The organism is Pseudomonas sp. C321, from assembly GCF_055407105.1.
On sequence record NZ_JBUZRB010000003.1, the window covers coordinates 364596 to 380708 of the forward strand.

Sequence of the window (16113 nt, forward strand, 5' to 3'; positions counted from 1 at the left end):
GGTGCCCCATGAGTCTGCTGCTTGAACCCTATACCCTACGCCAACTGACCCTACTCAACCGCATTGCCGTGTCGCCAATGTGCCAGTACAGCGCCGTTGACGGCCTGGCCAATGACTGGCACCTGGTGCACCTCGGCAGCCGTGCCGTCGGCGGCGCTGGGCTGATTTTTACCGAAGCCACTGCCGTGACTGCCGATGGTCGGATCACCGCCCAGGACCTGGGGCTTTGGAACGACGAACAGATCGAACCCCTGCAACGTATCACCCGCTTCATCAGCGCCCAAGGCTCGGTGGCGGGGATTCAATTGGCCCACGCCGGGCGCAAGGCGAGTACCCATCGGCCGTGGATCGGCAAGCACGGCAGCGTCAAGCCCGAAGACGGCGGCTGGGTACCTATCGGGCCATCACCGATTGCCTTCGACCCGCAGCACACTGCACCGAAACAGTTGGACGAAGAGCAAATCCAGGGCGTGATTGCTGATTTTGTCGCCGCCGCCAAGCGCGCCTTGAGCGCAGGTTTCAGCGTGGTGGAAATTCATGCCGCCCATGGCTATTTGTTGCATCAATTTCTCTCGCCCCTGAGCAATCAGCGCCAGGATCAGTACGGCGGCTCCTTTGAAAATCGCATCCGCCTGGTGCTGCAGGTCACCGAGGCGGTGCGCGAGGTCTGGCCGCAAGAACTGCCGCTGTTTGTGCGGGTGTCGGCCACTGACTGGGTTGAAGATGGCTGGAACCCGGACGAAACCGTGGAGCTGGCCCGGCGCCTGAAAGACCTGGGCGTCGACCTGATCGACGTATCGTCCGGCGGCACCGCCGCCAATGCGGAAATCCCTATAGGCCCCGGTTACCAGACCCGCTTCGCCGAGCGCGTGCGCCAAGAGTCAGGAATAGCCACCGGCACCGTGGGAATGATTACCGAGCCTGCTCAAGCCGAGCACATCCTGCGCACCTGCCAGGCAGACATCATCTTCCTGGCCCGTGAGCTGTTGCGTGATCCGTACTGGCCGCTACATGCCGACGATGACCTAGGCGGACGCAAGGCCATCTGGCCGGCGCAGTATCAGCGTGCGACGCACAGGGATCAGCCTATTCATGAGTCTGACCTGCGGGATTGAGAACTAGCTTGTTCCATTGAAACCCACCCCTGAACCGGTGGGTTTTTCTTTCTTGACGCTACGTGCTGCGCCGCCAACTCGGCCAAGCCAGCAGCGTCGCAGCCCTGAGCAGCCACTCGAACGGTCCATAGGGATGGCTGCGCAACCAGCGCGCGCTCAGCCACAGTTGCAGGACGAAGATCGCCGCCGCCATCGGCAGGATCAGCAGCGGTTCGATCTGATTGACCAGCCCTGTTCCATAGCCGGTGAACAACAGTCCCAGCAGCGCCGATTGCAGCAGGTAGTTGCTCAAGGACATCTTGCCCACCGGCGCCAGCAGGGCACACAGCCATGGTCCTGCCGAAGAATTGAACAGCGCGAGCATCAATAGGCCGTAGGCGGTGGTCAGCAGCGGAGCTGTTAGTTGCCCAATGCCGAAGGCAAAGGTTTCCAGGCCACCACCGGGGGCGTAGGCGGCAGTCAGGGCGTAGATCAAGGCGCCAAGCAGGCCGGTGGGCAAGGTCAGGATCAACAGGTGTCGCAGGCGCGGTTCCCAGGCATAGGGGGCCACCAGCAGTTGTTGTCGCCCTGCGGCGTAACCGAGGAAGAACATCGCCAGGGCGCTAGGGCCTTGCAGTTGCCATAACGCCAGCAGCGTGTTCCACAGGTGGCGGCTATGGAAGTGCAGGGTGTCCAGGGCGCTGCCGGAAAACGCCCCGAGCTTGTCGGCCGCCTCGTTACTGCCAACACCCACCACATCGCCCTCCAGCGTTTGCAGGAGGCCAAGCACCATCCAGGTCGAACAGGCAATCGCCACCAGCCAGATCGCCAGCCGCTTGGCGCTCGCAGGTTTGAGGTTGCGTGCAGCCAGGAGCACCAGGCCAAGCAGGGCATAGGTGGAAAGGATTTCCCCGTAATACAGCAAGGTGCCATGGGCAAGGCCCAGGGCCAGCAACGCCAGTTGCCGGCGCACCATGCGCGGCACGAACGCGGCCTGGGCCCGTTCGGCGGCGGCTATCTGCAAGGTGAAGCTGTAGCCGAACAGGAACGAAAACAGCAGGTAGAACTTGGTTTCAAACAACAGGGCCATTAGCAACCGAATCAGGTGGTCGGTGTTGCTGGTGTAGTCGGGGTTGCTGGTGGTCGAGGCGTAATAGGGGTCGGCGAACGCCCAAATGTTCACCACCAGAATGCCGAGCAAGGCAAACCCGCGTAATGCGTCGACGTGCACCAGGCGGGTGTGTGCCAGGGTCATGCTCAGCGCCCCTGCAGCAGGTGAACCACCAGCCCTTGTAGCACTTCGGTTTGTTGATTCGGATGGAAGTCCGCATCGGCAGCAACCCGGGCAAACATGCCATCGATCAAGGTCGCCAGCCAGTTGGCCGCCTCGGCCGCACTCAATACCGTCTGCAACTGCCCGGCCTTGTCGGCCGCACGCACCAGCGCCTCCAAGCCATCGCGCAAGTACCGGTCGTTAGCTTTCACCAGTCGCGCCACGGCTTCGTCGCGATGCCCCAGGGCCGAGATTTCCAGGGCAAGGCCAGCATAGTGACGATCACAGGCCAGTTGGCAGACCTGATCCAGGAACGCCAACAACTCGGTCATGGGGTCTTCGGCCTCGGCCAGGGGCGCCATGGCTTGTTGGATCTGTTCACCTTCACGAGCTACCAAGGCCAGTAACACTTCATGCTTGCTGGCGAAGTAATGGAACAGATTGCCGGCACTCATCCCTGCACGAGCGCAGATGTCAGCGGTGCGTGTGGCGACGAAACCGGCTTGCGCAAAACACTGGGACGCGGCATCGAGCAACGCCATCCTTTTGCTCTCACGTTGCAGGGGGTCGATGGTGCGCATGCCTGGCCTATTAATTAATTGATTGGTCAGTCAATTTAAGGCCGGGTAAGAGTTCTCTGCAAGCTTTTTAGCTGTAGCGCTTCAGGGGGGCGGTTATGGGCATTAGGAGTCGTTGTTTTCAAAGGAGAAACAGTTCATGGCCAAGTCCTATGGTGTTGCGGGGGGCTGATGTTTTTTATGGCCCGCAGGATATCCTGGCGTGCCGTCGGTTGAGTGCGCAGGAAGCTGAATTACTGGAACAGTACCGCGCCCTGACCGAGAACGATCAGGTAGAGATGCGGTATCTGATTGGGGCGATGAAGAGTATTTCGCGCTTCTGACCACGCAGGGGATCGTTCCCACGCGAATGAACGCGGGAACGATCGTGCGTTACGTGTATTTGCGCTTGTCCGGTGCTGGCGGGAAGTACTGGTACAACCAGGTTTCACTCAGGGTCCGGTCATTGGTGCGGATGAACAGTCGCAGTTCCACGGGCTCCACACTGTCACTGGTCGGATACCAGTCGAACAGGATTCGATAGCCCTTGATGGCATCCAGCACCAGCACGCTGAAGTCCTTCAGTTCGCCATGGGAGCAGGTGACTACCGGCTCGATCCCCGTGCCCTCTGGCAAGCGGTCCAGGCCGCCCCCTTTGAAGTCCACGGCAAAACGTCGTGCCCAGACGGGCGGGTAATGCTCGCCCGGCGCCCAACCTTCAGTGAAACCACCCATGCCCGAACGGGTGGCGTCGACCTGCGCCAGCGGTGTACTGACCGGCGGTAACGCGCTCCAGTACAGCTTGTAGCCGTAGTTCAACGAGTCGCCAGCGGCCACTGGTTTTTTCGGAGTCCAGAAAGCCACGATGTTGTCCATGGTTTCACCGGTAGTAGGGATTTCCAACAGGTCGATAGAGCCTTCGCCCCACGAGGTTGTCGGTTCTACCCACAGGCTTGGACGCTTGCTGTACCAGTCGACCGTGTCCTGATAGCTGGCGAACTCATGGTCGGTCTGCACCAGGCCGAAGCCTTTCGGGTCTTTGTCTGCGAAGGCGTTGAACTGCAAGGTCGCCGGGTTGTTCAGCGGGCGGCAGATCCACTCACCGTTGCCGCGCCACATCGCCAGGCGATCCGAGTCGTGGATTTGCGGGTGGATGGTGTCGCACATCCGCCGTTCATGGGTGCCACAGCTGAACATGCTGGTCATCGGTGCGATGCCCAGTTGTTCAATGGTGGTGCGGGCGTTGATATGGGCGTCGATGGCCATGACGACCTGGTTGGCCTGGCAGTCGATGTCGAAACGGTAGGCACCCGTGGCGCTCGGCGAGTCCAGCAGGGCGTAGACCACGAAACGGGTGCTGTCCTTGTCCGGGGTCTCGAACCAGAACTGGGTGAAGTCGGGGAATTCCTCGCGTTTTTTCGCGTAGGTGTCGATTGCCAGGCCGCGGGCAGAGAGACCGTACTGACCGGTGGCATCCACCGCGCGGAAATAGCTGGCGCCGAGGAAAGACAGCACGTCGTGCCGATCCAGTTCTGGGGCCTTGAACAGCTTGAACCCGGAAAAACCCAGGTCACCTGTGAGCTGTTTGGTGTCCACTGTGGTTTTTTCATAGTTGAACAGCGACGGCCGGAAATGCACCTCGCGGGCCTGACGGGTTTTCGGGTCGACGCTATGCATGCGCACTGGCGTCTTGAAGCCCATGCCGACATGGAAAAACTGCACGTCCAATTGGCCGTTCACCTCTTTCCACAACGAATGCTTGCCGTCGTAGCCGATGGCATTGAAGTTCTGCGGGGTCATGGTCGCCAGGGTCGGCGGCAGCACCTGCTTGGTGTCCTGGTAGCGCTTGCCGGCCAGTTGCTTGGCCTGGATCTTCAGTGCGTCGAAGTCGAACGCCTGGGCCTCGCCATCAGCGGTGCGATTACCCGCCCAGGCCTGTGCAGCCAAGAGGCCGCTGGCCGATAGACCGGTGTAAGCCGCGATGGCCATGGACGCTTTGAGCAAATTCCTGCGGTGCATAGAGACAACCTGTCGTGGACAATCCCGCGCCGTTCCTGGCACGTGCTGGATCAGAAATAACGGTTCGGACATGCCTTCGGCCAAACGCAACGGACATTAAACAGATGCCAAATAGCTTAAGCCGTTCGGTGGCGGATAAAAAATGATTGATAGCGGGTTGATGGCGTTGCATATGAAACAAAATATGTAGGAGCGAGCAAGCTCGCTCCGAAATGCTGGTTAGCTCACTTCTCCTACCGCCCGCCACGCCTCATCAATCGCCGCATGAGCATAAGCGCTCCACGCCGCATCCGAGTTGGCGATGCTTACATGCCCCACTGGCTTGCGCGCCAGGTTCATCAGCTTTTCGCTTTCGTCGGCATCATCAAACAGGCTGTTGGAAAAGTACGCATAACCATGGGTCCAGCGATTGATCGTGATCGCCAGGATGTCCGTCTCATGGTTGAACCCGCCTGGGCCGAGCATGCGTTGCAACTGATCGCGCAGTTGCGCCTCAAGCACTTCGAAGGTCTGCCCATACAACCGACCGCGTCCGGCGCGGGCCTGGTCGCGGGCGTTCATGCCGCTGTTGGGGCTGGTGGGCACGTAGACCATGTGCAAACCAATCGGCTGCGTTGGATCGCGAGGGTGATCGTAGCCGCCCATGCTCACCGGGTAGTCCAGCTTGATCCGGCTGTAGGGCTGGGTGGCCGCGTAAATCTCATGCACGCCGAGCTTCTGGAATGACTGCCAGTTGCGGATCACCACCTTGGTGTACACCAGCGGGAATTTCACATTCTGGCTCAGGGCGTGGGCCTGTTCCGCCGGGAGGTCGCGCAGCAGGTACGGAATCATCATGTTGTAGCAGGCCAGGATGCAGCGTTTGCCGCGTACCTGGGCGAGCTTGCCGCCACGGCTGTAGCCGATATGCACGCCGTCGCCAACGTTGCGCACGCTGACTGCGGTGCTGTTCAAGCGTATCCGCACCGGTGCCTTGGGCTGATCAAGCTTGGCGTAGTCAAACGCTGCCAGCACCACGTCATCCATTGTGTGCCCCGGCGCCACGGCCGGAATCAAGCTGCGCACCATCAGGCGTGCCAGGGACGCGTTGCCATCGGGGAAGTGGTAGATGTAGGGCTCTTCCATTTCCGCCGCAGCTTCTTCGCTGATGGGCGCCAGGTTCATCCCGCCGAAGCCGGGGAAGCCCACGTTGTAGGCATCGGACGACGCAACAGCATCAATGCTCAGGGCCATGAAGTCATTGGTACGGCTCTGGAAGTACTTCACCGCGCCTTCAGACAATCCCACGTCCTTGAGCAGGAAATTGCGATAGCTGGTGACGGCCAGGTAGTCGGCCTTTTCCTCGGCGGTCTTGCCTGGCAGGTAGTCCTTGGGTGCGACGTGCAGGGCGATCAGTGCCTGGCGGTCGGCTTCGGGTAGCGGGAAGTCGTTGATGAAGTCGCTGATGGCGCGGGCATGCAACTGATCCGGGGCGATATCGTCGGCCACCATCGGCGTCGGGTCGCCGGTGACCAGTTTGTCTTCACCGAAGTTTTCCTTATCGAAGAACACCCCGCGCGACAGGCCCAACCCTGGATAGAACTGACGGTCGAAGGCGGTCTCGAAGCGTTTGATATTCACCCCGAGTTTTTTCAGCAGGCCGTTCACTTCCTGGCTGTACAGATGATTGGGCGACTGGAACGCCTCGCTGCCGCCATAACCGATGATCATCCGGCCACCGGCCTGGAACTCGTTGCGCTTGGCATGGCCGCCGAAGTCATCGTGGTTTTCCAGGATCAGGATCTTCGCCTTCGGATGTTTCTCGCGGTAGAACCAGGCCGCTGACAAACCGCTCAGGCCACCACCGACCACCACCAGGTCGTAGTCTTCAGTGATCGGCAGTTTTTCGGTGTCGAAGACCTTTTTCTCCCAGCCCATCTGGTGGGCAATCTCGAACGAGCCGACGTGGCTGCCCCGAAGGCCCGTGAGGGCCGGCGGGTAGTAACGGCCATCGGGGGCGGCCTGGAGGATTTGCAACGGCGTCATACCGGCAGCGATGGTGATGGCGACGCCGTTGAGGAAGTCGCGGCGGGTAATGTCCATGGGAGAACCTACAAATATTTATTGTTATGAGGACCCCTGTGGGAGTGAGCTTGCCCGCTCCCACAGGGGTAAAACGTCAGTGCTTGAACATCACATGGCGAACCGTGGTGTAGTCCTCCAGCCCGTACATGGACATGTCCTTGCCATACCCGGACAGTTTCTGACCGCCGTGAGGCATTTCGCTGACCAGCATGAAGTGGGTGTTTACCCAGGTGCAGCCGTACTGCAAGCGTGCTGCCAAACGATGCGCACGACCGACATCGGCGGTCCACACCGAGGATGCCAGGCCGTAGTCAGAATCGTTGGCCCAGGCCAAAACCTGTGCCTCATCGGTGAACTTGGTTACCGACACCACCGGCCCGAACACCTCGCGCCGCACGATCTCATCGTCTTGCTGCGCATCTGCGAGCACCGTAGGCTCAAAGAAGAAGCCATTGCCTTCCACCGCCTTGCCGCCGGTGATCAACCGAATGTGGGATTGCGCCATCGCACGCTCGACAAAGCCGGCCACGCGGTCACGGTGTTGCGCGGTGATCAGCGGACCCAGTTCGGTGTCCGGATCATCCTGCAAACCATATTTGATGCTGGCAACGGCCGCGCCCAGCTTCTCGACGAAGGCATCGTAGATACCCGCTTGCGCGTAAATCCGGCACGCGGCGGTGCAATCCTGCCCGGCGTTGTAGAAACCGAAGGTACGAATTCCCTCTACAGCCGCATCGATATCGGCGTCATTGAAGATGATCACCGGTGCCTTGCCGCCCAGTTCCATGTGCATGCGTTTAACGCTGTCGGCGGTGCTGGAAATGATATTGGCACCCGTGGCGATGGAGCCGGTCAGCGAAACCATGCGCACTTTCGGGTGATTGACCAGCGGGCTGCCAACACTTGGCCCACGGCCAAACACCAGGTTGAGCACACCAGCCGGGAAAATTTCAGCGGCCAGTTCCACCAGGCGCAGGGCGGTCAGCGGGGTTTGTTCCGACGGCTTGAGTACCACGGTATTACCGGCGGCGAGGGCCGGGGCAATTTTCCAGGCGACCATCATCAGTGGGTAGTTCCACGGCGCGATGGAGGCGATGACGCCCACCGGGTCGCGGCGGATCATCGAGGTGTGACCAGGCAGGTATTCACCGCCCGCCGAACCGCTCATGCAGCGGCTGGCGCCAGCGAAGAAGCGGAACACATCGGCAACCGCCGGGATCTCGTCGTTCAGCGCAGCGCTGTAGGGTTTGCCGCAGTTGTCCGACTCAAGCTTGGCCAGTTCTTCGCCATGGGCTTCGATGGCATCGGCCAGTTTCAGCAACAGCAAGGAGCGGTCTTTGGGCGGCGTCTGCGACCAGCCTTCAAAGGCGGCATCGGCGGCACGCACCGCGGCGTCGACCTGCGCTTCACTGGCTTCCTTGATCTCCACCAGCACGCGGCCCAGCGCCGGGTTGAACACCGGCTGAGCCGGGCCTTCACCTTCGACCAGATGGCCGTTGATCAGCAGTTTGGTTTGCATATGAGTGTCCTCTTCAAACAATTATTTACCGCCGCTACCGGCCACGCTTTCACCGCCGCGGGTCAGGTAATAGGCACCGAGAATGGGGAACATCGTCACGATCATCACCAGCATCGCCACCACGTTGGTCACCGGCACATCCCGTGGTCGGCTCAATTGGTTGAGCAGCCACAGCGGCAAGGTGCGCTCGTGGCCGGCAGTGAAGGTGGTAACGATGATTTCGTCGAACGACAAGGCGAACGCCAACATGCCGCCGGCCAGCAACGCCGAACCGAGGTTGGGCATGATGATGTAGCGAAAGGTCTGCCAGCCGTCGGCGCCCAAATCCATCGACGCTTCGATCAGGCTGTGGGAAGTGCGGCGCAAACGGGCGATGACGTTGTTGTAGACGATCACCACACAGAAGGTCGCGTGGCCGACGATGATGGTGAACATCCCCGGCTCAATCCCCAACGTCTTGAAGGTCGCCAGCAACGCAATACCGGTGATGATCCCCGGCAGGGCAATCGGCAGGATCAGCATCAGCGAGATGCCTTGCTTGCCGAAGAACTCCCGGCGATACAGCGCGGCCGAGGCCAGGGTGCCGAGCACCATCGCAATCAGCGTGGCGATGGCGGCGATTTGCAGGGACAACTTGATCGCTTCCAGCACGTCGGGCCTTGAGAAGGCGACGCTGAACCACTTCAGGGTGAAGCCCTGGGGCGGAAAGCTGAACGCCGCTTCTTCGGTGTTGAAGGCGTAGAGGAAGATGATCAGGATTGGGAAATGCAGAAAGACCAGTCCGCCCCAAGCCGCAACTTTTAGACTCCACGAAGCTTTTTCAGAGTGCATCGAAGGCCCCCAGGCGTTTGACGATAGACAGGTAAACCGCGATCAATACGATGGGCACCAGGGTGAACGCCGCCGCCATGGGCATATTGCCGATGGCGCCTTGCTGGGCGTAGACCATGCCGCCGACGAAGTAGCCCGGCGGGCCTACCAGTTGCGGCACGATGAAGTCGCCCAGGGTCAGCGAAAAGGTAAAGATGGAACCGGCAGCAATTCCTGGCACCGACAGCGGCAGAATCACCTGCATGAAGGTCTGGCGCGGCTTGGCGCCCAGGTCCGCCGAAGCTTGCAGCAACGACGGCGGCAAGCGTTCCAGGGACGCCTGGATTGGCAGGATCATGAACGGCAGCCAAATGTAGACAAACACCATGAACCGCCCCAGATGCGAGGTGGACAAGGTGCTGCCGCCGACACCGGGAATCCCCATGATGAACTGCAGCACCGGCTCCAGCCCCAGGTGCTGGACGAACCACTGCGCCACCCCACCCTTGGCCAGCAGCAGAGTCCAGGCATAAGCCTTGACGATGTAGCTGGCCCACATCGGCATCATCACCGCAATGTAGAAAAACGCTTTGGTCTTGCCCGTGGTGTAGCGCGCCATGTAGTAGGCGATGGGGAACGCGACGATGGCGCTGGCGATGGACACCACAATCGCCATGCTCAAGGTGCGCAGGATGATGTCGAAGTTCGACGGCTGGAACAGCGCGGCGAAGTTGGCCAGGGTCAGGTCCGGCGTCACTGCCATGGTGAAGTCGTCGAAGGTGTAGAACCCTTGCCACAGCAACGTCAGCAATGAACCCAGATAGATCGCACCGAACCAGATCAGCGGCGGTATCAGCAGCAGCGACAGGTACAGGTTGGGCTTGCTGTACAGCAGGTTGGAAAACCTGCGCATCGGCGATTGAGTCAGGGCCAGGCTCATGTCACACCTCGCCTGCGAAGTCGGTCAGCGGGGTCATGGCTTCCCGCGCCCAGCGGGCGGTGATCGGCTGGCCGGTCTGGTGGCCGACGCTGATGTCCAGCCACTGGTTGTTGGCCTGGCTGATGTTCAGCGTCTGGCCGTTTTCCAGTTTCAATTCATAGCGGGTGGCGCTGCCCTGGTACTGGATGTCATGCAGCACGCCGCTGACTTCCACTTCGCCACTGCCCAGCGGGCCTTCGGCGAAACGCACATGTTCCGGGCGGATCGAGAACGGCTGTGGGCTGCCGCTCAAGCGCTGCGCCAGGTCGCCACGAATCACGTTGGAGGTGCCGACGAATTCGGCGACGAAAGTGGTGGCCGGTTTCATGTACAGGTTACGCGGGGTGTCGACCTGTTCGATGCGGCCCTTGTTGAAGACCGCAACCCGATCAGACATCGACAGCGCTTCAGTCTGGTCGTGGGTGACGAAGATGAAGGTGATGCCGAGCTGGCGTTGCAGCTTTTTCAGCTCGCTTTGCATTTGCTCGCGCAGCTTCAGGTCGAGGGCGCCCAAGGGCTCATCGAGCAGCAGCACGCGAGGGCGATTGACCAAGGCGCGAGCCAGGGCTACCCGCTGGCGTTGGCCACCGGACAGTTGCACCGGCTTGCGCTCGCCATAACCGCCGAGGGCAACCATGGCCAGCGTTTCTTCGGCGCGATTGAGGCGTTCGGTCTTGCCCACGCCTTTGACTTTCAGGCCGTAGGCGACGTTGTCCCGCACGTTCATGTGGGGGAACAGCGCGTAATCCTGAAACACGGTGTTGACGTCCCGCTGATAGGGCGGCAACCCGGCGGCTTCTTTACCGTGAATGCGGATGGAGCCGGCGCTTGGCTGCTCGAAACCGGCAATCAGGCGCAGGCAGGTGGTCTTGCCCGAGCCGGAAGGGCCGAGCATGGAAAAGAACTCGCCGTCCTGGATATCGATGGAAACCCGGTCAACGGCTTTCACTTCGCCGAACTGACGGGAAACGTGGGTGAATTGGACTGCAAGCGTCATGGTGCGGTGCTCCAAAAAGGCGCGCTTTGTATAAAAATTGAATCTGAGGCGATGCGGAAAATTCGCAGCCTCGTTTCACTCGACAGTTCCTACAGTCGGCGTAGGAGCTGTCGAGCGAAGCGAGGCTGCGATGTTTTGAGGTTGGGACTAGCGACCGCCCATGATCGCAATGTAATCCTGGGTCCAGCGGCTGTACGGCACGAACTTGCCGCCTTCAGCCTGCGGGGTTTTCCAGAAGGCGATCTTCTCGAACTGGTCGAAACCGTTGGTCTTGCAACCCTCGGCGCCGAGCAGTTCACTGCCCTGGCAGGCAGCCGGTACCGCTGGCAAGGAGCCAAACCACGCCGCGACATCACCCTGGACTTTCGGCTGCAGCGACCAGTCCATCCACTTGTAGGCACAGTTCGGGTGTTTGGCTTCGGCGTGCAACATGGTGGTATCGGCCCAGCCGGTTGCGCCTTCCTTGGGGATGGTCGAGGCAATCGGCTGCTTCTCGTTGATCAGGCCGTTGACCTGATACGGCCAGGCGCTGGACGCCACCACGCCTTCGTTCTTGAAGTCACTCATTTGCACGGTGGTGTCGTGCCAGTAGCGGTGGATCAACGGTTGCTGGGCACGCAACAGATCGAGCGCGGCCTTGTACTGGGTTTCGGTCAGCTCATACGGGCTCTGGATACCCAGTTCCGGCTGGGTGCTCTTGAGGTACAGCGCCGCGTCGGCGATGTAGATCGGGCCGTCATAGGCCTGCACGCGACCTTTGTTCGGCTTGCCGTCCGGCAGGTTCTGCGCCTCGAACAGCACGTTCCAGCTGGTAGGTGCGGTCTTGAACACGTTGGTGTTGTACATCAACACGTTCGGGCCCCACTGGTACGGGGTGCCGTAGGTTTGCTGGCCAACCACGTACCACGGCGCATCTTTGAGGCGCGGGTCGATGTTCTTCCAGTTGGGGATCAGCGAGGTATTGATCGGCTGCACACGCTTGCCGCCGATCAGTCGCAACGAGGCATCGCCCGACGCAGTGACCAGGTCGTAGCCACCCTTGGCCATAAGGCTGACCATCTCATCGGAGGTGGCGGCGGTCTTGACGTTGACCTTGCAGCCGGTTTCCTTCTCGAAACCGGTGACCCAGTCGTAGTTCTTGTCGCTTTCGCCACGCTCGATGTAGCCGGGCCAAGCGACGATATCCAACTGGCCTTCACCGGCCCCGACCGCCTTGAGCGGTTCGGCGGCCTGGATACTGACGCTGGCCAGCAGCGCGGTGGTCAGGGCACTGAGCAGTGCGGTCTTGTGCGCAGACATGGGGGTTCCCTCTTCTTTAATTATGGTCGGGGCAGTTTTTGCAGCAGGTGATGCGTGAGCTTATGTTGTTGTTTTAAAGATGCTGGCCATGGCGCGCCATAATATGGCGCACCACGCTGTAGTCCTGTAGCGAATCACTGGAAAGGTCTTTGCCATACCCCGAGCGCTTCAAGCCGCCGTGGGGCATTTCGCTGACCAGCATGAAATGGCTGTTGATCCAGGTGCAGCCGTACTGCAGCCGCGCCGCCACTTGCATGGCCTTGTCCAGGTTCTGCGTCCACACCGAGGAAGCCAGGCCGTATTCCGAGTCGTTGGCCCAATCCACCGCCTGCTCCAGTTCGTCGAAGCGGGTCACGGTGACCACCGGGCCGAACACTTCGCGCTGGACGATTTCATCGCTCTGCTTACAGCCAGCCAGTAAGGTCGGCTGGTAATAGAAGCCAGCGCCGGAATGCACGGCCGCGCCGGTCACGCGTTCGATATGGGGTTGGCCGAGGGCGCGCTCGACGAAGCTGGCCACGCGGTCGCGCTGGCGGGTGCTGATCAGCGGGCCGAGTTCGTTGTCGGCGTCGCGCTTGCCGGCAAAGCGCAGGCTGCTGACTGCCGCGCCGAGATCGGCCACCAGCTTGTCGTGAATTCCCGCCTGGGCATAAATGCGGCACGCAGCGGTGCAGTCCTGGCCAGCGTTGTAATAACCGTAGGCGCGTACGCCCTCGACCACGGCCGCCAGGTCGGCGTCGTTGCAGACGATCACTGGCGCCTTGCCACCCAGTTCCAGGTGGGTGCGTTTCAGTGTCTTGGACGCGGCTTGCAGAATTTTTTGCCCGGTGACGATATCGCCGGTCAGCGACACCATGCGCACTTTTGGGTGGCTGACCAGATGACTGCCAACACCTTCACCGCCGCCACACAGAATGTTGATCACCCCACGCGGCAGCAATTGGTTCAGCGCGGGCGCCAGGGCGAGGATCGACAGCGGCGTGTGTTCCGATGGCTTGAATACCAGGGTATTGCCGGCGGCCAGGGCCGGGGCGATTTTCCAGGCGGCCATCATCAGCGGGTAGTTCCACGGCGCAATCGAAGCGACGACCCCGATAGGGTCGCGGCGCACCATGCTGGTGTAGCCCGGCAGGTATTCGCCGCTCAGTTGCCCGGTCTGGCAACGCACGGCGCCAGCGAAGAAGCGGAACACATCGACGGTGGCGCTCAAGTCGTCCTGGCGCGCCAGGTGCAACGGCTTGCCGCAGTTCAACGATTCCAGGCGGGCCAGATAGTCAGCTTGTTTTTCGATGGCATCGGCGATGCCCAGAAGAATGTTCGAACGCTGCTGTGGCGTGGTTCGCGACCAGCCGGCAAAGGCGCGGTGGGCGGCGAGGATGGCGGATTCGACCTGCTCGGTGCTGGCTTCGGCGATATGGGTGAGGATTTCACCGGTGGCCGGGTTGACGATTGGTTCGACGAAACCCTGGCCTGGGACCAGTTCGCCGTCGATCAGCAACGCGGTGAGCAGCGGTGTGGGCGCGCCAGACATTTTTCGCGATCTCTTTTCTTGTGTGGTCATGGGCGGTCTCTTGCAAGGCGCCTGACCTTCTCTTATGGATGAGCAGAGACTAGAGGTCAGGCGCGAGGTCAACAAATACTAAATACTGAAAGCAGCATTCGATTAAATAGATGGCTTGCGCGGGTGAGGTTGTTCACGGGCCACGGTGAGGAACGGGTCCACCAGGGGCGGGCGCGCCGTGCCCCGGCGCCAGGCCAGGCCGACGTCGAGGGTTTGGCTGAGGTCGGCAATTGGCCGTGCCTCAATGATGTCGCCTTCCAGGGACCAGGGGCGGTAGGTCATGTCGGGTTGGATCGACACGCCCAAGCCTGCTGCCACCAGGCTTCGAACCGCTTCGGTGGAGGCGGTGCGCAAGGTGACGCGGGGTTGCAGCCCTGCACCGGCCCACATGCGCTGGGCGTTGTGGTCCATTTCGTCGACGTTCAATTGAATCAGCGGCTCGCGGGCCACGTCGGCGAGGTTGATGCTGTCGTGTTCCAGCAACGGGTGCTGGGCTGGTAGCCACAGGCGGTGGGGTGAGTGCGTGAGGACTTCGGTCTGCAAGGCATGACGATCTTCGAGGTTGGAGACTATTAGCACGCCGACATCGATTTCGCCGCTGACCAGCAAATGCTCGATATACGGGCGTTCATCTTCCATCACCCGAAGCTCGACGTTTGGGTAGGCGCGCTGGAAGCGGGTCAGCAAATCGGCCAAATAATAGCCGGCCACCAGGCTGGTCACCCCGATGATCAGTTGCCCGGCCACCTGGTCGGTACTCTGTTGCAGGCTGCGCTTGGCATTGTCGACGGTGGCGAGGATCAAGTGTGCCTGGCGCAGGAACTGATGGCCCTGGTGGGTGAGGGTCATGCCCTTGGCGTGGCGGTTGAACAGGTTGACGCCGATTTCCTGTTCCAGTTGCTGGATGGCCAGGGTCAGCGTGGACTGGGAAATGAACGCGGTTTGGGCAGCGGCGGAGATCGAGCCGGTCTCGGCCACGGCGATGAAGTGACGGATCTGACGCAAGGTCATCATGCTGGAATTACCAGTGGAGTGTTTTTATAGATTTGCTCGAGTGTATATCGGTTTTAGAGAAGGGCAGCTGCAAGCTTTAAGCTGCAAGAGCGCGTTACATCTGGAAGCACTCTAGATCGGGGCTTTTTGGCACTTAGTTTTACGCTGGGGGCCTATTGGTCCTATGAACCCTAGTGTCTGGAGGCTACGAATGAATACCCGTGGATTGCTCGATCAGTTGCTCAAGTCCGGCCAGGACATGCTGAAAAACAAGGCTGGCGGTCAGCACAAAGGTGCTGACAAAGGTGCCCTGGGCGGTTTGCTCGGCAGTGGCGGGCTCGGCAGCCTGCTGGGCGGAGCAGGCGGCGGCGCCTTGGCGGCCGGGGCCATGGGCCTGTTGCTGGGCAACAAAAAAGCCCGCAACTTTGGCGGCAAGGCCCTGACCTACGGCGGCCTCGCGGCGTTGGGTGTGATTGCCTACAAAGCCTACGGTAACTGGCAGGCGCAACAGGCCAGCGCGCCACAAGGTGAACCGCAGACTATTGATCGCTTGCCGCCGGCCCAGGTTGAACAGCACAGCCAGGCGATTCTCAAGGCGTTGGTCGCTGCGGCGAAGGCCGATGGTCATGTCGACGAACGCGAGCGGGCGCTGATCGAAGGCGAGTTCACCAAACTGGACAATGACCAGGAGCTGCAACACTGGCTGCACGCCGAACTCAACAAACCCCTGGACCCCGCCGACGTCGCCCGTGCCGCCAGCACCCCGGAAATGGCGGCCGAGATGTACATCGCCAGCGTGATGCTGGTGGATGAGGAGAATTTCATGGAAAAGTCCTACCTCGATGAATTGGCCCGCCAACTGAAGCTGGAGCCAGGTCTCAAGGCCGAGTTGGAAAAGCAGGTGCGCCAAGCAACGGTTTGACCTCACAGTCCACATCCCAAACACCC

13 protein-coding genes and 1 pseudogene are annotated in these 16113 nt (G+C 60.8%); 3 read left to right on the top strand and 11 right to left on the bottom strand.

The window, feature by feature from the left end; genetic code table 11:
* The first annotated feature begins 8 nt into the window (after positions 1-8).
* Positions 9-1115 (top strand): NADH:flavin oxidoreductase/NADH oxidase, encoded by a 1107-nt coding sequence (locus ACZRJ6_RS11270; protein ID WP_463968166.1) that lies wholly within the window; start codon positions 9-11, stop codon positions 1113-1115.
* A gap of 58 nt (positions 1116-1173) precedes the next feature.
* Here the strand turns inward: ACZRJ6_RS11270 and ACZRJ6_RS11275 are convergent, their stop codons facing one another.
* Entirely contained in the window at positions 1174-2349 is a 1176-nt protein-coding gene (locus ACZRJ6_RS11275) for a DUF418 domain-containing protein (RefSeq protein ID WP_463968167.1), read from the bottom strand.
* Between the two features lie 2 nt (positions 2350-2351).
* Positions 2352-2948, bottom strand: a complete 597-nt coding sequence (locus ACZRJ6_RS11280) for a TetR/AcrR family transcriptional regulator (RefSeq protein ID WP_463968168.1) — start codon at positions 2946-2948, stop codon at positions 2352-2354.
* Between the two features lie 136 nt (positions 2949-3084).
* Between ACZRJ6_RS11280 and ACZRJ6_RS11285 the strand changes: the two are divergent.
* A pseudogene (locus ACZRJ6_RS11285) lies at positions 3085-3268 on the top strand (hypothetical protein).
* 49 nt (positions 3269-3317) lie between these two features.
* Here the strand turns inward: ACZRJ6_RS11285 and ACZRJ6_RS11290 are convergent.
* The 9 genes from ACZRJ6_RS11290 to ACZRJ6_RS11330 all read right to left on the bottom strand — a co-directional run bounded on the left by ACZRJ6_RS11290 (position 3318) and on the right by ACZRJ6_RS11330 (position 15186).
* Positions 3318-4943 (bottom strand): glucan biosynthesis protein D, encoded by a 1626-nt coding sequence (locus tag ACZRJ6_RS11290; RefSeq protein WP_463968169.1) that lies wholly within the window; start codon positions 4941-4943, stop codon positions 3318-3320.
* Positions 4944-5162: 219 nt separating this feature from the next.
* Complete coding sequence (locus ACZRJ6_RS11295) at positions 5163-7025, bottom strand: NAD(P)-binding protein (protein ID WP_463968170.1); 1863 nt, start codon at positions 7023-7025, stop codon at positions 5163-5165.
* Positions 7026-7101: 76 nt separating this feature from the next.
* Positions 7102-8526 (bottom strand): gamma-aminobutyraldehyde dehydrogenase, encoded by a 1425-nt coding sequence (locus ACZRJ6_RS11300; protein WP_463968171.1) that lies wholly within the window; start codon positions 8524-8526, stop codon positions 7102-7104.
* Positions 8527-8547: 21 nt separating this feature from the next.
* On the bottom strand, positions 8548-9357 hold the full coding sequence (locus ACZRJ6_RS11305) for an ABC transporter permease (protein WP_149412467.1): 810 nt from the start codon (positions 9355-9357) through the stop codon (positions 8548-8550).
* Positions 9347-10276 carry an ABC transporter permease gene (locus ACZRJ6_RS11310; RefSeq protein ID WP_350613652.1) on the bottom strand — a complete coding sequence of 310 codons (930 nt, stop codon included), beginning with the start codon at positions 10274-10276 and terminating at the stop codon, positions 9347-9349. The genes ACZRJ6_RS11305 and ACZRJ6_RS11310 overlap by 11 nt, the downstream gene beginning before the upstream one ends.
* 1 nt (position 10277) lies before the next feature.
* Positions 10278-11312, bottom strand: a complete 1035-nt coding sequence (locus tag ACZRJ6_RS11315) for an ABC transporter ATP-binding protein (protein ID WP_463968172.1) — start codon at positions 11310-11312, stop codon at positions 10278-10280.
* Positions 11313-11459: 147 nt separating this feature from the next.
* Positions 11460-12611, bottom strand: a complete 1152-nt coding sequence (gene ydcS / locus ACZRJ6_RS11320) for a putative ABC transporter substrate-binding protein YdcS (RefSeq protein WP_463968173.1) — start codon at positions 12609-12611, stop codon at positions 11460-11462.
* Between the two features lie 73 nt (positions 12612-12684).
* Positions 12685-14142 (bottom strand): gamma-aminobutyraldehyde dehydrogenase, encoded by a 1458-nt coding sequence (locus tag ACZRJ6_RS11325; RefSeq protein WP_463968174.1) that lies wholly within the window; start codon positions 14140-14142, stop codon positions 12685-12687.
* Positions 14143-14274: 132 nt separating this feature from the next.
* Positions 14275-15186 (bottom strand): LysR family transcriptional regulator, encoded by a 912-nt coding sequence (locus ACZRJ6_RS11330; RefSeq protein WP_463968175.1) that lies wholly within the window; start codon positions 15184-15186, stop codon positions 14275-14277.
* Positions 15187-15376: 190 nt separating this feature from the next.
* Between ACZRJ6_RS11330 and ACZRJ6_RS11335 the strand changes: the two genes are divergently transcribed.
* A complete protein-coding gene (locus ACZRJ6_RS11335; RefSeq protein WP_463968176.1) occupies positions 15377-16087 on the top strand; it encodes a tellurite resistance TerB family protein in 711 nt (236 codons plus the stop codon).
* The last annotated feature ends 26 nt before the right edge of the window (positions 16088-16113 follow it).